Below are 20,963 nucleotides of genomic sequence, written 5' to 3'. Positions count from 1 at the left end.
CGGCCCTGGGGAGGGTCGAGGCATCCGTGATGTCCGGGCTCGGTCAGGGCGTCGCCGACAGCTCCGACGTGAGACGGTAGCCGACCCCGCGCACGGTCTCGATGTACCGGGGATTCGCGGGGTTGTCGCCGAGCTTGCGGCGGAGGTTCGTCATGTGCGCTTCGATCGCTCGCTTGTCGGCTTCGCCGACGAAGTAGCTGGTGACATACGACTCGCCGCGCAGCACGAGGGTGAGGTCGGCCTTGCTCCGCACACGACGCTTGGACTCCATGAGCGTGGCGAGCAGGTCGAACTCCGTGCGGGTGAGGTCGAGTTCGAGCCCGTCCACCCGAACGATACGGCCGTCGGGGTCGAGCTGGAGGTCGCGGTGGACGATCCAGGGGCCGCCGTTCGGCGTCAGTTCGCCGTGCGCCCGCGAGGCGAGCTCGGTGCCGGGTCGGGGAGCGAGGTCGGTGCCCGGGGGAGTGGCCCACGGATCGGGACCCTGCGACGACGGCACGACGACAGGGGCGCTGGGCAGCGGGGCCGCCGGCGCGGCGGCCGGGGTCGGGTCGACGGGGGCCACGGGTTCGGGGGCGGGACGCGCGGCCGGGAAGGACGGTCCGACACTGTCCTGGCGCGGACTCGGGACGGCGGAGCCGCCGGCGCGTGGGCGGCGCAGGAGCGCCTCGATGCGGGCGCGCAGCTCACGGGGACGGAAAGGTTTCACGACGTACTCGTCCGCGCCCGCGCCGAGGCCGAGCACGACATCGGCCTCCTCTTCGAGCCCCGTGAGCATGATGATGTACGTGTCGCTCTGCTGACGGATGCGGCGGGCGGCTTCGAAGCCGTCGATCCCGGGCATGTTGACGTCGAGCGTGGTGATGAGGGGCTGGTAGGCGATCACCGCCCGGACGCCGTCGATCCCGTTGCCGACCGACACGGTGGAGAACCCGGCCGATTCGAGCACCTCGACGAGGAGGTGGCGGATATCGGGGTCGTCCTCGACGATCACGGCCGTCTTCAGCATCTCGGTGCTGTCGCTCATCCCACCACTCTTCCGGCTTCTGCACGGATCCCGTGCCCGCGTCCTCCCCCGAGTCGCGGCGGCCGCACGGCGGCCGAGCCACATCTTTACATACTTCGCGGCGCTTACGGTTAGCCGGGGGCGGGCGGTCGTGGATCAGCGGCTCTCGCGGGTCAGCTCGACCGCGGCATCCGGCCACCAGGTTCCCGCAGCGGGCCCGCCGTTGCACTCGCCGTCGCTCTCGCCGGGTGGTTTGATCCACAGTGTCGTGTCGACGACGCCGTCGCCGAATGCTCCGCCGGCCGCGCCCACGAGTCGGCCCGCGGGGTTGCACCACTGCGAACCGGCCGGACCCGCGCCGTTGCGGGAGGTGTCGATGATGGCGTGGGTCCCTCCGAGCAGATCGGAGAGCTGGTGCGCGTAGGCGAACTCGTTCGCGGTGTCCTGATAGTTCGAGACGTTCAGTGCGATTCCGCGCACGTCGCCCATCAGCCCGGTGGAACGCAGGAGGTCGGCCATCTCGGTCGCCGGATGCCAGGCGGAGTGCCCGCCGTCGAGGTAGATCCAGGTGTCGACGCCGCGGATGTTGTCCACGGCGGTGCGGAGGTATCCGGCTCGGTCGTCGAGCGATCCGCACGACGGGGCGAGCGCGATGCTGTCGGGCTCGAGGACCACGATCTTGCGCACGTCGGAGGCGTTGCGCAGAGCATCGCCGATGCGCGCCGTCCATTCGGCGTAGGCCTGCGGATCCAGCCCCCCGGCGGAGTGATTGCCGCAGTCGCGGTCGGGGAGTCCGTACACGGCGACGGAGACCGTCGCGTCCTGATCGCGGGCCTCGGCGGCAAGGTGCGCGATGCGGTCCCACACCTCGTCGACGGGGTCGATCTCGGGGGTGAGCCAGTAGGTCGTCGGTTGGGCGGCCAGCCACGCCGCGGCGTCCGCCTCGGGAGTACCGGGCGCGGCCTGCGCCGCGGCCTTCGCCGCCTTCGACTCGTCCGGGGTGACGATCCGCGTGTCCACCGCGGGGGGTCGCGCCGAGAGGGTCTGGAACAAAGAGGTCACCAGCGATCCGACGACGGCGATGCCGGCCAGGAGCGCGACGGCGAGCACGACCGCTCCCGTGACCAGGACCGGCCGAGGTATCCGGCGCCGTCGACCCGGGCGGTGCGCTCTCCCCACCCTCGAGACTTTAGCCGAGGGCTCGAGCGCTGCGGCCGAGCTCCGAAGGGTATGGAGCCGACGCGGTGATTATGGACCCGATCCGGAAATTCCCAGCACTCGCACGGCCCGCGTGTACTGGTTAGCCCAGCGGACCGGATACCCTCGGAACGTGGGCAAACTGGTTTACAACGCGCTCGGTCACTCGTTCGACATCGAGGACCGGACGCTCGCTCACCTGCGGTTGGTCTTCATGAACAAGTTGCGCCGAGGCGAGCCGTTCATGTTCCATTTCCCGGTGGGTGACGGCAGTGGTACACGCACCCTCTGGATCCATCCGTCGATCCCGCTGGTCTTCCACTTCTACGGCAGTCGTCCGCCGCACGTGAACCGTCGTTGGGTCGACGAGCTCATGCACGAGGCGAGTTCACCGAACGGGCTCACGGTCGTCGGAGAACCCGATCCGGATGCCGTGGAGCCGGCGACGGTCTGATCCCGTCAGCGGCATTCCGCATCGACGACCTCGCGAACGCGGTCCAGGAAGTCCGCCAGATGGTCGGCGGCTCCGGGCGGCAGGTCGAGCGCGAACTCGCGGATCCGTGCTGTGACGGGGTCGATCGCATCGACGTCGGCACTCCGGTCGAAGGGCACCACGAATTTGCTGCGCCGGTCCGAGGGGTTGGCCACGAAACCGATGAGGCCGCCGGCCGCGAGACGATCCAGCATCCCCGTGACCGACGCCGTCGAGACGGCCAGGGCCTGGGCGATCTCGGTGGGGGTCACGGTGGCGCCTTCGTCCGCACGCTCGAGGATCAGCCGCATCGCCGCGCGGGCGTTCTCACTGGGACCGCAGTCGGTCTGGCGTCGCCGGGCGAGGCGGGCCTCGGCGAGACGCAGTCTCTCGACGGCGCGGGCGGCGACCGTCGAGGGGTCGTCTTCAGTCACGATCGTCATGGCTCTCCTGTAAGGGTCCGGCCGCCCGATGCGACAGTCTAGTTAGGCGAACGAGATTCCAGTGATGCGATGGACCCGGCGAAGCCCTGGGTGAACGGTAAAGAAACTTGGCGTGTGCCGGATATTCCTGCGTGATTCATTAGGTAATAGTTAGGCAATCTAGTAAAATACGAATTGCCGAAACTCCGGAAGGAGATGCTCATGGGCCTACTGTTCTACGGGTCGTCCGAGCGCCCGATCCGGATACCGGACCGTGTGCTCGCCCACGTGAAGGTGGTCATCGCCACCAAACTCCGCCGCGGCGAGAGCTTCACGATGTCCTGGCGCCACGCCGAGGGGGAAGAAGGCGGGCGCAGCACGATCTGGATCCAGCCGTCGATTCCGCTCCGCTTCGTCTTCGGCGCGGTCGAACCCGAGATGCTCGATCCCGCTCTGCTGCAGTCATACGCCAATTCGGCCAACTCATCGAGCGGCCTTACCATCGACCTCGATACCGCGGTGCCCGTCGATGCCGGAGAGCCCGCTCGCCGGACGGCGTGACGCGGGGCCGACACGGGTCCCGCGGGAACGGTCATCTCAGCGCCGGCCCGACGCGTGCCGGTGAGCGATGAGCGACATCCACTCCATTCCCGGGCACGGCGGTGCCGAGCGTCCGCGCATCCGCTCCCAGGCCTCGACGTAGATGCCCTCGAGAAGGGATGCCGCCGTGTCGGCGTCACGCGTGAGGGTCAGCAGGACCGCGTACACGCGGGGCGAGGTGGCGTCGTAGAAGGCGACGAACGCGTCGCAGTCCCCGGTCGCCGCACGGACGAGGAGGGCATCCAGGTCGACTTCGCCGAGCGGGGCGGAAGGGCTGACGGTGAGCGTCATGGGCACCTCCCGGCTCGTCGTCTCCTCAGTCAACCGGCCCCTGCGCTCCGCGTCCGGGGGTTGCGCTCGCGGGGCGATTCCCCTAGTGCCCGGTGCGGCGACCCGCCGACGCCCGTGGGGTGTCCCGTCAAGCCCGGGCCGGACACCCGGGTGCGCGTCTAGCCTGACCGCATGAGACCGTTCGTCCGATGGGCCCTCGCCCTGGCAATGACCTTCGCCGGTGTGGCGCACCTCACGTTCGCGCGACGCGACTTCCAGGCGCAGGTGCCCGACGCCCTCGTCGAACGCGTCCCCCTCGATCGCGACGCCGTCGTCGTGGCATCCGGGGTCGTCGAGATCGCCTTCGGCGTCGCGCTGGTCGCGCTCCCCAAGGAACGACGCCGCATCGGTGCCGCGCTCGCGGCGTTCTACTTCGCGATCTTCCCGGGGAACGTCGACCAGTGGCGGAAGAAGCGGTCGGCGTTCGGGCTCGACACCGACCGCCGCCGGTTCACGCGGCTCTTCTTCCAGCCCGTGCTCGTCGCTGCGGCGTGGTGGTCGACCCGCTGACTCGGCGATGACCGCCGTCGTCAGCCTGGAGTTCGTCTTCGACGCCGCAGCGGACGCGGCGGTGCGCCGTGAGTGGGACCTTCTCGCCGCGGCAGACCTGCCCAGTCAGGCCCGGCACACGGGGGCGAGCAACCGTCCGCACGTCACTCTCCTGGTGCGCCCGGACCTTCCGGGCTCCTCCGTCGGCGGGCTGTCCGATCGGCTTCCGCTTCCGGTGACGCTGGGTCCGCCCGTCCTCTTCGGCTCCGGTCGGACGCGCGTGCTCGCGCGTTCGGTCATCCCGACCATCGCGCTGTTGGATCTGCACGCCGACCTGCACGCGTCGGCGGGAGTCGGCGACGACGCTCCGCACACCGTGCCGGGGGAGTGGACGCCGCACGTGACGCTCGCGCGGCGCGTGCCCGTCGACCGCGTCGGCGAGGCGCTCGCCGCCCTGTCCGTCGAAGGCGGGGAGCCGATCGCGGCGTTCGCGGTCGGCATCCGGCGGTGGGATGCGGCCACCCGAACGATCACGCACGTCGCCGGACGTGGCACGCTGGGATCGTGCTGAACGACGACGCCCTGGCCTTCCTCGCCGAGTATCACCTCGCGACCCTCTCGACGATCGGTCGTTCGGGACGCGTGCACGCCGTACCCGTGGGCTTCACCTACGACGACGGTGTGGTGCGCGTCATCGGCTCTCGCGGAACGCAGAAGTTCGTCAACGCGGAGCGCTCCGGCCGCGCCTCGATCTGCTCGGTCGACGGCGGCCGATGGATCAGCTTCGAGGGGCCCGCGCGCGTGAGCGAAGACCCCGAGGCCGTCGCGCGCGCCGTCGACCTGTACACCGCGCGCTACCGCCGGCCGCGAGTGAACCCCGAGCGCGTGGTCCTGGAGATGACCGTGGAGCGGGTGCTCGGATCCGCCCCCTTCCGCGCCGGGGCGGCGTAACCTGGAGGCATGTCCTTCCCTCCTCCGGTGATGCCCTTCGGGCGTGAGGGGGTCGTCGGCGTCCGCATCGCCGACGGCAGAGGCGCGATCGGACCCGTGGCCCTCGCCGCTTGATCGGCGACGTCGCGCGACCCTCGGGTCGTGCGCCCACCCGCCGCGTTCGACTTCCGTCGGCGTGGCATCCTCCGTTCTCCCGCGCACCGACGCGGGTGCCCTCCGACCGGAGAACCTCCGGTCCACCGATGGGACCCTCATGATCGCCCTCACCGAATCCACCGTCCGATCCAGCTTCGTCAACGTCTCGCTGCGCGAGCGCAAGGCGATCGTCCTTCCCGCGGATCTGGCGGGTCACGACTGGGACCGTCTCGACTACTTCGGCTGGCGGGACCCGAAGTCGCCCCTCATGGGGTTCATCGTCGCCGAGATCGACGGGAGCGCCGTCGGCCTGCAGCGGCGTCAGGCCGAGCAGCCCACCCGGTCGAGGCCGCAGTGCTCGTGGTGCTCCGACGTCACGCTGCCCAACGACGTCGTGTTCTTCGCGGCACGGCGGGCCGGGAGCGCCGGAAAGGCGGGCAACTCCGTCGGCACGCTCCTGTGCGCGGGGTTCGAGTGCTCGGCCAACGTGCGGCGTCTGGACCCGCCGGCCTATCTGGGTCACGACGCCCAGGCGGCGCGGGATCGCCGCATCGAGGGTCTCCGCGCCCACGTCGACGGCTTCTTCCGCGACCTCATGGTCGGCTGAGCCGGGCACGTCCCCCCCCGGTGCCCCGGTGCCGCCCGGCCCCGTTCGGCGCGGCCCGCCGGGTCAGCGGGGCGGGCAGGTGGCGAAGGCGTACTCCGCGGCGTCCGGGGTCGAGAGTCGCCGGTCGCGCAACACGGTCGCCGTGGGGGTCGCGTCGTCGGCGCACATCTGCGCGAACGAGCGCGGCAGCTGGTCGGTGTACTCGATGTCGATGACGTGGGCACCGTACACGTCCGAGTAGGCGGAGCATTCGCCGTAGGCCGCGCACTCCTCGGCGACCGCGAAGTCGAATCCCGCGGCATCCCGGAGTCGGTCCGCGAACTCGGCCGCGTTCTTCTGACCGGCTGCGAGGCCCGCCCCGTGCGCCGCCGCCACCAGTGCGGCCGCGACGGCGGCGTTGTCATCGAACGTGAGCGCGCCGTCGGTGCGCGTGAAGGTGTCGAGGTTGTCGAATTCCACCGCCTGGAATCCGGATGCCGCACACCCGCGGATCCACGCGGCGACGTGCTCCACCACGCGTCGGCGTGCTTCGTCGGTCGAGGTGTCGACGAGGCGTTCGTCCGGCCAGTCGGGGTCGAACACCGGCTCACCGTCGCGCTCGAGAAGGGTCCCGTCGGGCCAGTCGTCACTCTCGCCGGGTTGGGTCTGGAACGCGTTGACGTAACAGATGGAGTACAGCCCGTCGGCGGGTTCGGCCGTGCGGTCACGGACGACGAGGGTCACCCCCTCGGCCGGTGGGTAGGCGGCGCCGAGCTGATAGTCGACGCGCGCGTCGGTCGGGAAGCTCGCCGAGGCGTCGCGTGGGGGCGCGTCGGCGACCGTGCTGCACGCGGCGAGGGCGAGGACGAGCCCGGCGATCGCGACGAGGGGGACGACGCGCGGCATGCGACCACCCTACGATCCGGCGCCTGGGATACTCGACGCGATGAACCGCAGCCTCAGTGCCCTGATCGCGGTCGCCCTGTGCGCGGCCGCGCTGTCGGGGTGCGCGCCCGAGCCGACGATCGTTCCCTCCGCATCCTGCGCCCCCGGTGCCGTCCAGGTGGGTGAGGGGGCCGACGCCCTGCAGGCCGCCCTCGACGGGGCCGCCCCGGGAGACGTCCTCCAGTTGTCCCCGTCGGTGTACCGCGGACGTTTCCGCGCGGCGGCCGTCGCGGCACCGGACGCCCCGATCGTGCTGTGCGGTTCGACGGGCACGGTGCTGGACGCCGGCGACGTCGCGGATGGGTACGCGCTCCACCTGGAGGGCGCGGCGTACTGGGACGTCCGCGACCTCGCGGTGCGGGGCGGACAGAAGGGAGTCGTGCTCGACGCGACGACGCATTCTTCGCTCAGCGGTCTGACGATCTCGGACGTGGGCCAGGAGGGGCTGCATCTGCGCGCGGGGAGTGCGGACAACTCCGTGCGCTCCGTCACGGTCGAGCGCACCGGACTCACCGACCCCGAGTTCGGCGAGGGGGTCTACGTCGGTTCGGCGCAGTCGAACTGGTGCCGCTACACCGGGTGCGATCCCGACCGCAGCGATCGCAATGAGTTCGTCGGGCTCGTCGTGCGCGACACGACCGCCGAGGCGCTCGACGTCAAGGAGGGCACCACCGGCGGAACCGTGCGCGACTCGTCGCTGTCCACGGGCGCCGCGTCCGCCGTCGACAGCGCGGTCGACCTCAAAGGTTCGGACTGGCGGCTCGAGGGCAACACGATCGAGGGACGCGTGGATGCCGTGAGCATCCACGTCATCCTGGCGCCGTGGGGTTCGGGCAATGTCGTGGCCGGGAACGTTCTCCGTCCGGGGCAGGCTGGAGTCGGCGTCGCCGTCGTCGGTGCCGCCCGGGATGCGGGCAACACCGTCGCGTGCGAGAACACGGTCGCCGCGGGCGTGTCCCTCAGCGACGTCACATGCACGTGACACGGACACGGTAACCTGCACTGTCACCCCCGGACCGTAACTCGGCGTATCCGCCGCAGGCAGGGGAGGACACGTGGGCCAGGGCTCATTCGGTGAACAGCTGATGTGGCTGCTTCCGTTCGGGTATCTCGGGATCGTGTCCTGGGGCTTCTGGCTCGTCCGCAAACTGCTCGCCGCGACGTCGCGTCCGGTGCGCAACGACTACCGCACGACCACCACGGTCGTGGTCCCCTCGTTCCACGAGGATCCCGACGTGCTGGTGCGCTGCCTCCAGACCTGGGTGCGTCAGGGGCCGTCACGGATCATCATCGTCCTGGACGTGGCCGACGTCGAGGCGCAGCAGCGCATCGAGGCGATGGGGCTGCCCACGGTCGAGGTCGTGATGTTCCATCACCGGGGCAAGCGTTCGGCGCTGGGTGTCGGCATCCGGATGGTGGACACCGAGCTGATCGTGTTCGTCGATTCCGACACCGCGTGGGAGGACGGCATGCTCGACGCCGTCCAGATGCCGTTCATCGACCCGGCGGTGGGCGCGGTCAGCACCCGCCAGAACGTGTACATGCCGAAGTCGAGCATCTGGCGCCGCGTGGCCGACTGGATCATCGACCTGCGCTACACGGACTACGCCCCCGCGATGGGGCGCTTCGGCGGCATCATCTGCGCGTCGGGCCGCACGGCGGCCTATCGCACCTCGGTCATCCAGCCCCGGGTCGAAGACCTCGAGCACGAGATCTTCTTCGGCAAGGAATGCATCGCCGGCGATGACGGGCGCATGACCTGGCTGGTGCTCTCGCAGGGCTTCCGCGTGGCGCACCAGGACAGCGCCCGTGCGCTGTCGATGTTCCCCGGCACGTTCCGGGCCTTCGTGAAGCAGCGCGTGCGATGGAGCCGCAACTCGTTCCGCTGCTACCTCACCGCGATCCGCCGCGGGTGGGTCTTCAAGGTGCCGCTGATCTCGCAGATCACGATGATGCAGATCCTGTTGACCCCCTTCACGATGTGCGTGGCGCTGGCCTACATCTTCCTGTCGGTGCGCGCGCAGCAGCCGATCCTCGCCCTCACACTCGCGATCGTCTGGCTGTTCGTGGGGCGTGGCATCCGCGGGATGTCGCACCTGTGGCGGCGTCCCGAGGACATCGTCCTGCTGCCGCTGGTGACCGTGATCATCATCTTCGTCGCCCTGCCCGTCAAGGTGTACGCGCTGTTCACGATGAACAAGCAGGGCTGGTTGACGCGCTCCGCCGACGCGCAGGGCGGAGAGGGGCAGTCCGAGGCGAGTCTGGGCGGCGAGGGGCAATCCGCCGCGAGCATGGGATGGGCGACGTCGTCCGCGGACGCCACGGATCCGGCGCGTGGCTGACGACGGCGCACTGACCGCGCTGGAACGCGGCGACACGCACCCGGCCATCCGAGGGGTGGCGCGGGTGATCATGGTCGTCGCGGTGATCGTGCTCGTGGCCGGCGTCGTCCTCGCGGGCAATTTCGTCCACACCGGCACGTTCCTGCCCTGGCTCCGCGCCGACGCGCCGACGGGCCCGGTCGTGGGGGTGTCTCCGACCCCGGATGCCGGCGAGACCCCGGCCGCTCCGAAGAGCCCCGCCGAACTGGTCGCGGCCGAGGACGCACGGCTGACGGCCGTGGCCGCGCTGGCGCCCGGGGACCCCGCGCTCGTGGACCAGTGGAACACCGTCGTCCTGGCTCCGCAGAACGGGCAGGCGACGCTGTACCACGTCGCCGACCTGGTGGCTCTGGGGGCGGTCCGAATCGATGACGAGCGGACCGTGACGCTATTGCGCAACGTCGTGATCCGGCGGGGGGCCGAACTCGACTTCGTCGGCGGCGGGACCGTGCGGATGTCGAGTTCGCCCGCGGGGACGACCAGCATCGTCACCTGGGGCGGCAATCTCGGGGTCATGGGTGTGGAGAGCGATCCGCTCGTCATCACCTCCTGGGACGAATCCGCGGCCGCTCCCGACCTCGACGAGGCGGATGGCCGGGCTTACCTACGCGCCCGCGATGGCGTGCTGGCCATCGGTCACGCCGAGATCCGCGATCTCGGATACTGGAGCGGTCGCACCGGTGGTCTCGCCGTCACGGGCACCGGAGACGACCGCGCCTCGGCGGGGATCGTCTCGACGAAGATCACGGGACTGCACTACGGGGTGTTCTTCTCGGATACCACCCAGGCGGGCATCCAGGACAGCACGATCGAGCGCTCCACCCTGACGGGCTTCGAGGTGACCAACGGCGCGTCGGACACCACCGTCGAGCGGACGACGATCACCGACTCCGGCGGCGACGGCATCTCCGTCTCGCGACAGTCCACGGGGACGAAGATCACCGACTCCACGGTCGCCGGCTCGTCGGGATGGGGCATCCGCATCGACGGTTCCGCCCTCGCCGACGGTCCCACGTCGGGCGGGTACGGACTGAGCCCCGCGAAGGGGTTCACGCTCACCGGTTCGCACGTGCGCGACAACGGCGAGGGCGGCGTCCGGGTGATCTCCACCGACGCGACCGAGATCCGCGGCACCGAGGTGTCCGAGACGCGCACGGCGGTCCTCGTCGAGGGCGCGTCGACCGGGCTCACCGTGGCCGACGCCGACCTCACCTCGTCCGATCTGCGGGGTCTCGACGTATCCGGGAAGATCACGGATGCCACGGTGTCCGACTCCCGACTCGCCGGCCGCCGCATCGCGCTCGAACTGACCGGCGCGGCCGCGATCGTTCGCGACAACGATCTGCGGGTGGCATCCGGGTTCGCCGTCGAACTCTCCGACGACGCTCGTGCCGATATCACCGGGAACACCTTCCACGGCGTCGGTCAGGACGTCGTGGCCGCGTGGTCGGGCTCCCGGACGATGCAGCAGGGCAACGTGCAGACCGATTGGACGTTCCAGTGGGCCTGGGTCGGCTGGATGAACGAGCATCCGATGATGTGGATGTGGGCGTTGGTCCTCCTGATCCCGGCGATCGGGGTGCCGGTGCTCTGGCGACGCCGTCGCGAACACCAGAAGCTCCGGAGGCTGCTGCACGAGGCGCTGCTGCGGCACGGCGAGGAGCAGGTGGCGGCCTACCGCCCCGACGCCCCCGCTGCGGGATGGGCGCCACCCGACCCGGCGCGACGCGAGCCCACTCCCACCGCCGAGACGCCTCGGCCCGGTTCCGGCAGGCGCGGGCCCGCGTCGGCGTCCACCGAGGCGCGTCTCGCGTCGCGCCCGGCCGCGTCGCCGACGACGGTCGGCCCTCGCCCGGCGCCTCATCGGCCCCGCTCGTTCGCCGACCTGCGCACCGGTCCCCTGGAAGGCCGCACCTTCGCCTCCCTGCAGCAGTTCGCCGTGGCGGCTGTGCTCGAAGGAGGGTATTCAGTGCCGACCATCGCGCGCCTGTTCCGCATCCAGCAGTGGCGACTGCAACAGTGGGTCGACGCGGCAGCGCACAACCCGACCGGGGGAGGGAGTCGTCGATGACCGAGGAGCACGAAGACGATCGGCTGAACGCCGTTCTCCGCACGCTCGGCGAGCGGGTGCGTGCCATGCGCCTGGCTCGCGGGATGTCGCTCGCCGCGTTGTCGTTCGAAGCCGCGCTGTCCGAGCAGCGCATCAAGTCGATCGAGTCCGGTCGCACCGCGGTGCCGTTGGCGGTGCTGGTGGCGCTCGCCGACGTCTTCGAGGTCGGTGTGTCAGACCTGTTCGGCGACGGGATCGCCGCGACTCCGGCGTCCGACGCGATCGACGCGCCGAGTTCGAGCCCCCACGTGGTGCCGAGCCCCGTGATCTGGGGTGGGGAGCTTCCTCCCGCGCCCTGGATGACTTCGCGGACGGCGCCCGAACCGGACGCAGCCCCGGCCGCTCCTATGCATCGACCCCCCGCCGAGCGCGCGCCCGGCACGGGCTTCTCGCCGCACATCGCACCCGGGACGGAAGTGCTGCCGCCGGCCCCGTGGCAGACACCGGCGACATCCGCGGGACATCACTCCGCCCCGCCCCCGCCGGCCCCGGCGCACGCCCCATCCGTCCCGCCCGCGCACGTGCCCTCGGTCGCTCCGCGCGTGCACCAACGCGCGGCCGAGCGGGGGATGCAGGGGGCGTCGGCCTACGTCTTCGTCGCGTCGGGCACCCAGCCGGCCACCGCGCCGCGAACCTTCGCCGACCTTCGCGTGGGTCCGCTCGCCGGGCGGAACTTCCGCTCGTTGCAGGAGTTCGCCGTGGCCTCCGTCGTCGAGGGGCATCACGCGATCGCGGACGTCGCCCGGGTGTTCCGGGTACCGGTGTGGCGGCTCGACCAGTGGGTACGTGAGACCGGGCATGTGATCTGAGCCACGGCGGGGCCGGGAGATCTCAGAGGGCCCGGAGCTTCTCCAGCAGCGGGGCGGCGACCTCGTCGACGAAACGCTGTTGCTGTGCGTCGCCCACCTGAACGATCGCGACATCGGTGAAGCCCGCGTCGATGAAGGGACGCACGCTCTCCGCGAGTTCATCGAGATCGGGGCCGCAGGCGATCGAGTCCGCGACGTCATCGGGGCGCACGAACTGCGACGCGCCGGCGAACCCCGCGGGAGTGGGCAGATCGGAATTCACGGCCCAGCCGCCGGCGAACCACCGGAACTGGTCGTGCGCGCGGGCGACCGCGGCATCCTTGTCGGGATCCCAGCTGATCGGGATCTGGCCGATCTTGCGCGAGACGCCCTCGTGGTGCGCGTCCCACCCGCGGATCAGGTCCGCCTCGGGTTCGGTGGTGATGAGGTGGTCGCCCAGCGGCGCGAACCGCTCGATCGAATGCTCGCCCGACACGGCGACGCCGATGGGCACACCGCCCTCGGGTGCATCCCACACCCGCGCGGAATCGACCCGGAAATACTCGCCGTCGTAGGTCACGAGATCGCCGGTGTGCAGCGCGCGGATGATCTCGATCGCCTCGACGAGCATGTCCTGGCGGGCATGGACGGCCGGCCAGCCCTCGCCGACCACGTGTTCGTTGAGGTTCTCTCCGGAGCCGAGGCCGAGGGTGAACCGCCCGTCCGACAGCAGCTGCAGCGTGGCCGCCTTCTGCGCGACGACGGCGGGGTGGTAGCGGATGGTCGGGCAGGTGACGTAGGTCATCAGCTCGATGTCGGTGGTGGCGTAGGCGACTGCGCCCAGCACGGTCCACGCGTACGGCGCGTGCCCCTGGGACGTCAGCCACGGGGAGTAGTGGTCACTGGAGACGAGGAAGTCGTATCCGGCGCGCTCGGCGCCGACGGCGTAGTCCACGAGTTCGCGGGGACCGCTCTGCTCGGTCATGAGGGTGTATCCGAAACGAGTCATGCCGTCACGGTAGGTCGGTCCCATGCCGATGCCTGCGGGGTTGCGCGGAGCGCACGGATACGGCACCGGGCCCACGGCATCCACCGTGGACCCGGTGCGGCGGATCAGTCCTCGGGTGCGTGGACGACCTTCTCGCCCTCGAACTCGTCGCGGCGCTTCTTCTGGGCGTCCTTGCGCGTCTTGGCCAGGCTCGCCACGGTCGCCACCGCGACGGTCGCCGCGATGAACAGCAACGACAGCCAGATCGGGATCTCCGGCACCCACAGCAGCGGCTCGCCGCCGTTGATGAAGGGGAGTTCGTTGACGTGAAGGGCGTGGAAGACGAGCTTCACTCCGATGAACGCCAGGATGACCGCGAGGCCCTGCGAGAGGTACACGAGGCGCTCGAGGAGGCCGCCGATGAGGAAGTACAGCTGCCGCAGACCCATCAAGGCGAAGGCGTTGGCGGTGAACACGATGTACGCCTCGTTGGTCAGCCCGTAGATCGCGGGGATCGAGTCGATCGCGAAGACCAGATCGATGAAACCGATCGCGACGATGACCAGGAGCATCGGCGTGACGAAGCGCTTCCCGTTCTTCTGCACGGTGAGCTTGTCGCCGTTGTACTCCTCGCTGACGGGGAGGACGCGGCGCACGAACCGCATGAACCTGCCGTTCGCGGGGTCGCTCTCACCGTGTGCGAACGCCTGACGGTACGCGAGGAAGAGCAGCAGCGCACCGAAGATGTAGAAGATCCACGAGAAGTTCTCGATGAGGGCGGCACCGACGGCGATGAACGCCCCGCGCATCACCAGCGCGATGACGATGCCGATCATCAGGACCTTCTGCTGGTACTTCTTGGGCACCGCGAAGCCGGTCATGATGATCAGGAACACGAAGAGGTTGTCGATCGACAGGGCCTTCTCGGTGAGGTAGCCGGCGAAGTACTCGCCGCCGTAGGTCCACCCCGAGAACACGCCGATGCCGACGCCGAACAGCAGGGCCAGGCCGATGTAGAACGCCGACCAGCGGGCGGATTCCCCGATGGTCGGTTCGTGCGCTTTGCGGACGTGTGCGAAGAACTCGAACACGAAGAACGCGATCGTGATCGCGATCGTGATGATCCAGATGAGCGGGGTGACACCCACGCGGGCCTCCAAGGGTTCTGGTGTACGTCGAAACACCAAGGTCTCTTCCACTCGCGATGCGAGCCGACGGCCCGGGTCCACGATGGCGTGGACCGTATTGACGGGATCGTCGCGTGGGAATACTCCCCTTGTCGGGAACCATCATACCGGAGCTTGACAGGCGCGGCCGAATGCCGATTCGGAGTCGATCAGCACGACCGCGTCGCGGACGCAAGCCCTCGCTCCGGAATCCGGCCCGGCCACAGGATGCCGGGAGGACCCGGATCGAGGAGGACCCGATGGACGAACGTGAACCCACCCAGGACGCGCCGGTGATGGACGGGGCCACCGAGGCGGCACCCGAGGAGAAGTCGGCCGGTGCGCAGGAGCAGCGGTCGGCGGACCGTGCGGTCGGCGGCGACACCGCCGACGCGGAGCTGAACGACGACCTGCGCAGCATCCGCGCGTACGGCGAAGACCGCTGAACGACGGACCCCGTCCGGAGCCGGGGTGGGGGAGTGGCTCGACGGACAGGGAACGTCGCGCGCCGGGAGAGGCGCATCCGCGCCGGCGATGCCGGGGCTGGGTAGGACGAGAGTACGCTCGGCGGATGCGAGAAGGACCGGCTCTCAGCCGATCCGAAGGCGCCGCCGCACCATCTCCCGGAATCGCCAGGTGCGCTCGCGCATCCGATGGCGCCGCGCGGCACGGCGGAGGGTCGCGGCCCACCGTTCCAGCACCGCCGACTCGTCGAACTCCGCCGCGCGGGCGACCGCATCGCGTCGCATCCGCGCGAGTACGCGTTCGTCGGTCGAGAGGGCCGACACCAGCGTCGCGGTGAGCCGCGCCACGTCGCCCGCCGGGACGAGCCACCCCGTCCGACCATGATGGATCAGCTCGCGCGGACCGTACGGCACGTCGTACGCGATCGGCAGGCATCCCGCCGCCATCGCCTCGGCCACGACGAGCGAGAACGCCTCGGAGCGGCTGGTGAGGAGCAGAACGGATGCCGAGGTCAGAGCCCCGCGTGCAGCCGGGACGAAGCCGCGCAGCCGCACGCGCCCGTCCGTGCCCGCACGTTCCTCGAGCCGGTCGCGCTCCGGTCCGTCACCGTAGACGTCGAGGGTGAGCTCCGGGACGCTCTCCGCCGCGGCGCGTGACGCGGCGATGGCGTCCTCGACGCGTTTGATGCCCTCCAAGCGTGCGATCACGACCGCGCCGCTGCGCGGTCCCGAGGGGACCTCGACCCGCGACACGGGGTGAGGTACGACGGCCAGCAACGGCAGGGGACCGACCCGCCGCCGCACGTCGCGCGCCTGTCGGGCGGTGCAGAACACGACCGCGTCGAACGCGCCGAGCCGCGCGAAGACCTCCGCCCGCGACGGTCGCAGCGCCGCGCCGTCGTCGGTCAGGTGCGAGCCGTGCACCACGTGGACGACGACGACATGGGGACGTCGGTACCCGGCCGCGAATCGCGCCATCGCCTTGCTGTCGACGAGGAGGAACGTCGCCTGCCGTCCGGTGAGACGGTCCAGCCACGCCGCGTACAGCGTCCGCACTCCACGCCAGGCGGCACGCGGGGCGCCCTGCGCGTCGCAGGTCACCACGACACGACGCACACCGCCGTCCGGTGCGGGGACGTCGCGGCGGTCGCTGGCGGCCAGGGTCCCGTCGCGACGCAGATGATCGATCTGTTGCACGGCGCCTCGGGGATCCGTGCGGACGCGCCGCAGAACCACCCCGTCCACGCTGTCGACGGCGGAGTCCGCCGGAAGCGGGGAGAAACCCGCGGCCGGTCCGACCGCTCGGCCCCGCAGTTCGTTCTCGCGCAGCCAGTCCCACAGGTTCCGCACCCGGACGCCGGTCGACAGGGCGGCGCGCTCCGCGAGCTCGGCCGCGGTGGCGATCGGGTCGGGGCGGTCCTCGCACGTCAGCACGTCCACGGGCACCCCGCCTCGCTCATCGAACATCCGCGACCGCTGCAGCAGCGCGGCGGTCAATCCGCCGTAGGAGCGCGGGATCCCCCAGGTCAGGACCATCTGACGACCCGGTGGCAGCACGGTCATCGCGCGCGCTCGGTGCAGGAGGGACGTGCGTTCCGGGGTCGGTGCCGGTCGGCGCCGCGGGGGGAGGTGCGCATGACGTGACTCTACGCGGGACCGAGCGCCCGGAAGCGTGTGGTCAGCGCCCGCCCCCGCCCCCGCCGCCCATGCCTCCGCCAGAGAAGCCGCCGCCGAACGACCCGCCCGAGAAACTGCCCGACCCGCTCGTCGTGGGTGCGGGACTGGTTCCGGAGTGCATCGTCGACAGCGACGACGCCAACAGTGCGCTCGAGAACCCGTTCGGTCCCGAGTACCAGCCGAGCTCCGTCCCCGTCGCCTGCGCCTGGACGGCCAGGACGTCGGCCCACTCGCGTTCCACTCCCCAGACGACCGCCCACGGGAGCAGCTTCTCGTAGAGGTGCAGGACCTGCACGGGGTCGTCGGTCCCCCCGGATCTGCGCTCAGCCCCCTCCGGGCTCTGCAGCACCCGCAGCCGGTCGGCCTCGGCCAGGGTCAGGTAGTCGCGCAGCCCGAGCAGGTGATCGCGCACGGGGGCGCCGGCATCCGTCACCCGGTCCGAGTACCGGATCAGGACGAACGTCAGGATGCCGCCGACCACCGTCGTGGGGATCGCTGCGATCTGCCACCAGGTCGGCGTCGCGCCCACCGCGGTGATCATCAGGGCGGCGACGGAGACGCCGAACGCGGCGACGGCGATCACCCCCGCGGCCACCGCGCCGCGCATCTGCGGTCGGCGCATCCATCCGCGTCTCCGCACCTCCGTGCCGGCCACGGCGAGCATGTCGCGCAGACGCGCGCCCGCATCGCTGCCCGGTGTGTCCAACGCCACGCGCTCGCCGGGGCGCGGGTGGTCGCCGAACACGGCGGCGAGGACGCCGGCCCGCAGCGGCGTCGCCCCCGCCGCGTCGACGTATTCCAGGGCCAGCGCGTCATCGGCCGAGGGGCTCTCGACGATGCGGAGATGCCCGGCCACGGCCGTGTCGAGCACCGCGGCGGGAAGGGCGGCGGGGCTGCGTCCGACGAGGTGCGCTCCCTCGAGGACGTCGACGCCGGCGGGCGGGGTGTACTCCGCGACGATGATCCCCCGACCCGCCGCATCACGGTTGCGGCGGCGCGAGACGATGGCGGCGCCGATCGCGACGGCACTGAGCCCGAGGGTGCCGAGCGAGACCGCGGCCAGTGCCGGGGCGGCATCCACGGAGAACTGCTCGGCCGCCGTGCGAACCACCTCGCCGGGCACGAACGTTCCGCTCGCGAAGCCGACGGCGATGGTGACGTTCTCGCCCGGGCCCAGATCGTTCGACCCCGCCGAGAACGTCAGGCCGCCGTCGGCCCGATCCGTCCGGGTGACGTCGCAGCGGTCGGAGGATCCCTGTGCGCCCCGATAGCAGGCCGCGGCACCGTCGAGCGCCGCCGCCGCGAGCGAGGCGTCGACGGTCACTTCCACGTCGACCCGTCCGAACGGCTGCGCCCAGTCGGTTCCGTTGACATCGCGGTAGAACTCGTCGGCGTCCGTGTCGGCGAATGCGCGGATGGTGTCGCGCTGCGTGTACGAGATCACATAGGTCTGCCTGCCGTGCACGTAGTCGTCGTCACCGGTCAGCACCCGCACCTCCCGTCGGTCGGTCTCGACCTCGAAAGGTATGGCCGCGCCGTCGGCGCCGGTCACCGCGGTGATCCGCGTCTGCAGAGGGACTCCGTCGTAATCGTCCGGGATCACGCGGATGATTCCGCGGTTCTGATCCTCCTCCGGAAACTCCGCCACCAGTGTCTCGGTGACCGACAGCTCGGCATGCCCGTCCGCGGCCCGGGTCAGCGACATCCGCGCGTCGAGTGAATCGAAACGGAAATCGTCGACGTCGGCATGGGCGGGGGCGGTGGGGAGGACCGTGAGGAGGACGCAGAGGAGCGCCGCCGCGGTCAGCGCGGCGCGAAGCGATCGGACTCGGGAGGCGAGGACGTCCATGCCTCGACGCTATCGAGATGCCGTCCGGATCGAATCCGTCCTGCGGGGGATGCCGGTCGCCGACGCGGGGGAGGGGATCGGTTCAGCGCGCGTCGGCGCCCGCGGCGTCGTGCTCGTCCCGCTCCGCCGTGAGACAGCACCTCTCGCCGGTGCGGGTGCACGGGCCGGCGACGGCGCAGCGCATGCGCTCGAGGAACGCGGTCACGGCATCCGCTTCGACCGGGCTCAAGCCGGAGGTGGCGCGCATCATCCGCTCGTGCATATCGCCGAGTTCGCCGCGCATCTCGTCCTCCGTGTGTGCTGTGGCACGCACGAGGATCTTGCGTCGATCCGTCGGGTGCCGCTCGCGGCGAACGTGGTCGGAGCGTTCCAGTCGATCGAGGAGCGCGGTGATGGAGGCTGTGGACAGCCCGAGGTGACGCGCGAGATCGGCGGGCGTCGTGTCCGCCAAGGATGCGGAGGCGCGGGCGAGGTACCGCAGGACGAAGAGTTCGTTCTCGCCCATCGCCATCGAGTCCTGCGTGCGTCGGCGCATCGCCATCTCCGCCGTGCGGTACTCCCGCAAGGCGTGCATGACGCGCGAGCTGCGCCGATCTTCAGCGCCGTCGCCGTACCAGTAGGGAGCAGGGGATGCGGTGTCCATCCGGCCGCCTCCGATCTTCGCCTTATATCTCGGTTGCTTATTCGCTAGTCTATCTAGTAAGTTCGTGAACAAGAAAAGAGGGAAGGGAAACACCATGGCGAAGCTGTTCTACGGAACGACCCCCGAGCCGATCACGATCGACGATCGGATGCTGGCCCACGTCAAGGTGGTCGTCGCCACCAAGCTCCGCCGCGGCGAGAGCTTCACGCTGTCGTGGACGCACGGGGCGGATGAGCCCGTCGGGCGCTCCACGATCTGGCTGCAGCCCGCCATCCCGCTGCGATTCGTGTTCGAGTCCGAGCAGCCCGAGTCCCTCGACCAGAACCTGCTCAAGCGCATGGCCAACGACGCCAACTCCTCACGCGGCCTGAGCCTCGACATCGATGCCGCGGAGGCTCCCGCCGCCGAGCGCCCGGCGCAGGCCCGGCCGAATCGCGGGGCGTCGTCCACCGCTCCGCGCTCGCTGGTCCGCGCCGCGTGAACGCGGCGGACAGCGCGGTCGTGACTCAGTCCGCCGTGTGGGACGTGCCGACCGAGCCGCTGGCGGTCATCACACCCGGCGTGGGTGTCACGGCCTGACGTCGTCCTCGTCTGCGTCGTCGGCGGTGCCCGAGGCGCCGGGCTCCCGCCGCGTCAGGATGATCGCTGCGGCCAGCAGCACCGAGCCGACGGCGATGAAGCCGAGCTTCGCGGTGACGGGACCGTCCGCGGGGAGGAGCAACGTCGGCGCCGCGAAGACGCACGCGGCCACGACCGCGAGGATCGTCCCCCACGGGCGCTCCTGCCGCGGCCCGCTGCCAGGACCACGCTCCTCCACAGGGCTCACGGGACGACGTAGCCCGCGGCTCGGACGAGCGAGTACCACTCCGCACGCGTCAAGACGATGTCGGCGCCGGAGGACGCTTCGACCACCCGGCTCGGGGTGGTCGTCCCCAGGATCACCTGCATTCCGGCCGGATGCCGCGTGATCCACGCCACGGCGATCGCGATCGGGGCCACTCCGTAGCGTCCTGCGAGCTCATCGATCACAGCGTTCAGCTCCGCGTAAGCCGGATCCCCGAGGAACACGCCGTTCCCTCTCGATCCCTGCAGCGGCGACCACGCCTGCAGGGTGATGCCCTCCAGGCGGCAGTAGTCGACGAGCCCGCCGCCGTCCAGGACGGCGGACTGCGGCGCCGACTCCATGTTCATCGCAAGCCCCTGCGCGACGATGGGGGCGTGGGCGACCGAGAGCTGCACCTGATTGGCGACGATGGGCTGACGGACCGCGGTGCGGAGCAGATCGATCTGGCGCGGCGTGTGGTTGGACACGCCGAACGCGCGCACCTTGCCCGCGGCTTCGAGCTCGTCGAACGCGCGCGCCACTTCCTCGGGCTCGACGAGTGCGTCGGGCCGGTGGAGCAGGAGCACGTCGACGTAGTCGGTGTCGAGCGCGCGGAGGGACTCGTTCACCGAGGCGACGATGTGCTCGTAAGAGAAGTCGAAGTACGGCCCTTCGCGGACGATGCCCGCCTTCGTCTGCAGCCGGATCTCCGCGCGCTCCGACGGGCTCAGCCGGAGCGCCTCCGCGAACCGTCGCTCGGCGGAATGGAGTTCTCGGGCGTAGATGTCCGCGTGATCGAAGAAGTCGATGCCCACGGAGCGCGCTGCTTCGTAGAGCTCGCGGACCGCGGCGTCGCTCTTGCCGTCGATCCGCATCATTCCGGCGACGACGGCGGGCACGGCGGGGCCCGAGGGGCCGAGGGGGACGGATCGCATCGCTCC

Annotated in this window: 24 protein-coding genes; 12 read left to right on the top strand and 12 right to left on the bottom strand. The window is 70.6% G+C overall.

What is annotated here, in order from left to right; all coding sequences use genetic code 11:
- Positions 1-43: 43 nt before the first annotated feature.
- Both BW982_RS06965 and BW982_RS06960 read right to left on the bottom strand, forming a co-directional pair.
- Positions 44-1,027, bottom strand: a complete 984-nt coding sequence (locus tag BW982_RS06965; protein WP_175611048.1) for a response regulator transcription factor — start codon at positions 1,025-1,027, stop codon at positions 44-46.
- Between the two features lie 135 nt (positions 1,028-1,162).
- Entirely contained in the window at positions 1,163-2,185 is a 1,023-nt protein-coding gene (locus BW982_RS06960; RefSeq protein ID WP_083696538.1) for a glycoside hydrolase family 6 protein, read from the bottom strand.
- Positions 2,186-2,336: 151 nt separating this feature from the next.
- Here BW982_RS06960 and BW982_RS06955 point away from each other — a divergent pair, with 151 nt between their 5' ends.
- Positions 2,337-2,657, top strand: a complete 321-nt coding sequence (locus BW982_RS06955; protein ID WP_076491266.1) for a DUF7882 family protein — start codon at positions 2,337-2,339, stop codon at positions 2,655-2,657.
- Between the two features lie 5 nt (positions 2,658-2,662).
- Here BW982_RS06955 and BW982_RS06950 read toward each other — a convergent pair whose 3' ends face one another.
- The gene (locus BW982_RS06950) at positions 2,663-3,118 is read right to left on the bottom strand and encodes a MarR family winged helix-turn-helix transcriptional regulator (protein ID WP_076491263.1); all 456 of its coding nucleotides are present in this window, start codon (positions 3,116-3,118) and stop codon (positions 2,663-2,665) included.
- 201 nt (positions 3,119-3,319) lie between these two features.
- Between BW982_RS06950 and BW982_RS06945 the strand changes: the two genes are divergently transcribed.
- On the top strand, positions 3,320-3,658 hold the full coding sequence (locus tag BW982_RS06945; protein WP_076491261.1) for a DUF7882 family protein: 339 nt from the start codon (positions 3,320-3,322) through the stop codon (positions 3,656-3,658).
- A gap of 36 nt (positions 3,659-3,694) precedes the next feature.
- Here BW982_RS06945 and BW982_RS06940 read toward each other — a convergent pair whose 3' ends face one another.
- Positions 3,695-3,988 carry a sigma-70 family RNA polymerase sigma factor gene (locus BW982_RS06940; protein ID WP_076491258.1) on the bottom strand — a complete coding sequence of 98 codons (294 nt, stop codon included), beginning with the start codon at positions 3,986-3,988 and terminating at the stop codon, positions 3,695-3,697.
- Positions 3,989-4,159: 171 nt separating this feature from the next.
- Between BW982_RS06940 and BW982_RS06935 the strand changes: the two genes are divergently transcribed.
- From BW982_RS06935 to BW982_RS06920, 4 genes are all read left to right on the top strand, one after another.
- Entirely contained in the window at positions 4,160-4,537 is a 378-nt protein-coding gene (locus BW982_RS06935; RefSeq protein ID WP_076491256.1) for a DoxX family protein, read from the top strand.
- A 7-nt stretch (positions 4,538-4,544) separates the two neighbouring features.
- Positions 4,545-5,087 (top strand): 2'-5' RNA ligase family protein, encoded by a 543-nt coding sequence (locus BW982_RS06930; RefSeq protein WP_076491255.1) that lies wholly within the window; start codon positions 4,545-4,547, stop codon positions 5,085-5,087.
- Entirely contained in the window at positions 5,081-5,467 is a 387-nt protein-coding gene (locus BW982_RS06925; protein WP_083696537.1) for a PPOX class F420-dependent oxidoreductase, read from the top strand. Before BW982_RS06930 ends, BW982_RS06925 begins: the two co-directional genes overlap by 7 nt.
- A 175-nt stretch (positions 5,468-5,642) precedes the next feature.
- On the top strand, positions 5,643-6,209 hold the full coding sequence (locus BW982_RS06920; protein WP_368483023.1) for an FBP domain-containing protein: 567 nt from the start codon (positions 5,643-5,645) through the stop codon (positions 6,207-6,209).
- A 63-nt stretch (positions 6,210-6,272) separates the two neighbouring features.
- Here the strand turns inward: BW982_RS06920 and BW982_RS06915 are convergent, their stop codons facing one another.
- Entirely contained in the window at positions 6,273-7,094 is an 822-nt protein-coding gene (locus BW982_RS06915) for an endo alpha-1,4 polygalactosaminidase (protein WP_076491254.1), read from the bottom strand.
- A 40-nt stretch (positions 7,095-7,134) separates the two neighbouring features.
- Between BW982_RS06915 and BW982_RS06910 the strand changes: the two genes are divergently transcribed.
- The 4 genes from BW982_RS06910 (at position 7,135) to BW982_RS06895 (ending at position 12,433) form a co-directional block, all read left to right on the top strand.
- A complete protein-coding gene (locus BW982_RS06910) occupies positions 7,135-8,115 on the top strand; it encodes a right-handed parallel beta-helix repeat-containing protein (RefSeq protein WP_076491253.1) in 981 nt (326 codons plus the stop codon).
- 73 nt (positions 8,116-8,188) lie between these two features.
- Positions 8,189-9,475: a glycosyltransferase gene (locus tag BW982_RS06905; protein ID WP_139327337.1), complete on the top strand. Its 1,287-nt coding sequence runs from the start codon at positions 8,189-8,191 to the stop codon at positions 9,473-9,475.
- A complete protein-coding gene (locus BW982_RS06900) occupies positions 9,468-11,585 on the top strand; it encodes a right-handed parallel beta-helix repeat-containing protein (protein ID WP_076491252.1) in 2,118 nt (705 codons plus the stop codon). Before BW982_RS06905 ends, BW982_RS06900 begins: the two co-directional genes overlap by 8 nt.
- On the top strand, positions 11,582-12,433 hold the full coding sequence (locus BW982_RS06895; RefSeq protein WP_076491251.1) for a helix-turn-helix domain-containing protein: 852 nt from the start codon (positions 11,582-11,584) through the stop codon (positions 12,431-12,433). The genes BW982_RS06900 and BW982_RS06895 overlap by 4 nt, the downstream gene beginning before the upstream one ends.
- 22 nt (positions 12,434-12,455) lie before the next feature.
- On the opposite strand, the gene BW982_RS06890 is transcribed toward BW982_RS06895, so the two are convergent.
- Together BW982_RS06890 and BW982_RS06885 are read right to left on the bottom strand one after the other, a co-directional pair.
- Positions 12,456-13,421 (bottom strand): LLM class F420-dependent oxidoreductase, encoded by a 966-nt coding sequence (locus tag BW982_RS06890; protein ID WP_076491966.1) that lies wholly within the window; start codon positions 13,419-13,421, stop codon positions 12,456-12,458.
- A 104-nt stretch (positions 13,422-13,525) separates the two neighbouring features.
- A complete protein-coding gene (locus BW982_RS06885) occupies positions 13,526-14,548 on the bottom strand; it encodes a TerC family protein (RefSeq protein WP_076491250.1) in 1,023 nt (340 codons plus the stop codon).
- Positions 14,549-14,826: 278 nt separating this feature from the next.
- Between BW982_RS06885 and BW982_RS06880 the strand changes: the two genes are divergently transcribed.
- The gene (locus tag BW982_RS06880) at positions 14,827-15,012 is read left to right on the top strand and encodes a hypothetical protein (protein ID WP_076491249.1); all 186 of its coding nucleotides are present in this window, start codon (positions 14,827-14,829) and stop codon (positions 15,010-15,012) included.
- A 144-nt stretch (positions 15,013-15,156) separates the two neighbouring features.
- On the opposite strand, the gene BW982_RS06875 is transcribed toward BW982_RS06880, so the two are convergent.
- The 3 genes from BW982_RS06875 to BW982_RS06865 form a co-directional block, all read right to left on the bottom strand.
- A complete protein-coding gene (locus BW982_RS06875) occupies positions 15,157-16,593 on the bottom strand; it encodes a glycosyltransferase (RefSeq protein ID WP_076491248.1) in 1,437 nt (478 codons plus the stop codon).
- Between the two features lie 115 nt (positions 16,594-16,708).
- Positions 16,709-18,556 (bottom strand): DUF2207 domain-containing protein, encoded by a 1,848-nt coding sequence (locus BW982_RS06870; RefSeq protein ID WP_076491247.1) that lies wholly within the window; start codon positions 18,554-18,556, stop codon positions 16,709-16,711.
- Positions 18,557-18,638: 82 nt separating this feature from the next.
- Positions 18,639-19,199, bottom strand: coding sequence for a MarR family winged helix-turn-helix transcriptional regulator (locus tag BW982_RS06865; RefSeq protein WP_076491246.1), 561 nt, complete (start codon positions 19,197-19,199; stop codon positions 18,639-18,641).
- Positions 19,200-19,293: 94 nt separating this feature from the next.
- Between BW982_RS06865 and BW982_RS06860 the strand changes: the two genes are divergently transcribed.
- The gene (locus BW982_RS06860) at positions 19,294-19,680 is read left to right on the top strand and encodes a DUF7882 family protein (protein WP_076491245.1); all 387 of its coding nucleotides are present in this window, start codon (positions 19,294-19,296) and stop codon (positions 19,678-19,680) included.
- Between the two features lie 87 nt (positions 19,681-19,767).
- Here the strand turns inward: BW982_RS06860 and BW982_RS06855 are convergent, their stop codons facing one another.
- Positions 19,768-20,025 carry a hypothetical protein gene (locus BW982_RS06855; protein WP_139327336.1) on the bottom strand — a complete coding sequence of 86 codons (258 nt, stop codon included), beginning with the start codon at positions 20,023-20,025 and terminating at the stop codon, positions 19,768-19,770.
- A complete protein-coding gene (locus tag BW982_RS06850) occupies positions 20,022-20,957 on the bottom strand; it encodes an aldo/keto reductase (protein WP_076491243.1) in 936 nt (311 codons plus the stop codon). Before BW982_RS06850 ends, BW982_RS06855 begins: the two co-directional genes overlap by 4 nt.
- Positions 20,958-20,963: the final 6 nt, after the last annotated feature.

Source organism: Microbacterium sp. RURRCA19A (assembly GCF_900156455.1).
Lineage (GTDB): Bacteria > Actinomycetota > Actinomycetes > Actinomycetales > Microbacteriaceae > Microbacterium.
The sequence above is the reverse complement of the archived record's forward strand: the minus strand, read 5'-3'. Positions and strand labels throughout refer to the sequence as shown.

Coding starts and splice junctions, on each gene's coding strand:
- BW982_RS06880 (WP_076491249.1), top strand. CDS start 14,827: ATGGACGAACGTGAACCCACCCAGGACGCGCCGGTGATGGACGGGGCC.
- BW982_RS06965 (WP_175611048.1), bottom strand. CDS start 1,027: ATGAGCGACAGCACCGAGATGCTGAAGACGGCCGTGATCGTCGAGGAC.
- BW982_RS06910 (WP_076491253.1), top strand. CDS start 7,135: ATGAACCGCAGCCTCAGTGCCCTGATCGCGGTCGCCCTGTGCGCGGCC.
- BW982_RS06895 (WP_076491251.1), top strand. CDS start 11,582: ATGACCGAGGAGCACGAAGACGATCGGCTGAACGCCGTTCTCCGCACG.
- BW982_RS06890 (WP_076491966.1), bottom strand. CDS start 13,421: ATGACTCGTTTCGGATACACCCTCATGACCGAGCAGAGCGGTCCCCGC.
- BW982_RS06865 (WP_076491246.1), bottom strand. CDS start 19,199: ATGGACACCGCATCCCCTGCTCCCTACTGGTACGGCGACGGCGCTGAA.
- BW982_RS06935 (WP_076491256.1), top strand. CDS start 4,160: ATGAGACCGTTCGTCCGATGGGCCCTCGCCCTGGCAATGACCTTCGCC.
- BW982_RS06940 (WP_076491258.1), bottom strand. CDS start 3,988: ATGACGCTCACCGTCAGCCCTTCCGCCCCGCTCGGCGAAGTCGACCTG.
- BW982_RS06875 (WP_076491248.1), bottom strand. CDS start 16,593: ATGACCGTGCTGCCACCGGGTCGTCAGATGGTCCTGACCTGGGGGATC.
- BW982_RS06860 (WP_076491245.1), top strand. CDS start 19,294: ATGGCGAAGCTGTTCTACGGAACGACCCCCGAGCCGATCACGATCGAC.
- BW982_RS06870 (WP_076491247.1), bottom strand. CDS start 18,556: ATGGACGTCCTCGCCTCCCGAGTCCGATCGCTTCGCGCCGCGCTGACC.
- BW982_RS06915 (WP_076491254.1), bottom strand. CDS start 7,094: ATGCCGCGCGTCGTCCCCCTCGTCGCGATCGCCGGGCTCGTCCTCGCC.
- BW982_RS06930 (WP_076491255.1), top strand. CDS start 4,545: ATGACCGCCGTCGTCAGCCTGGAGTTCGTCTTCGACGCCGCAGCGGAC.
- BW982_RS06850 (WP_076491243.1), bottom strand. CDS start 20,957: ATGCGATCCGTCCCCCTCGGCCCCTCGGGCCCCGCCGTGCCCGCCGTC.
- BW982_RS06950 (WP_076491263.1), bottom strand. CDS start 3,118: ATGACGATCGTGACTGAAGACGACCCCTCGACGGTCGCCGCCCGCGCC.
- BW982_RS06945 (WP_076491261.1), top strand. CDS start 3,320: ATGGGCCTACTGTTCTACGGGTCGTCCGAGCGCCCGATCCGGATACCG.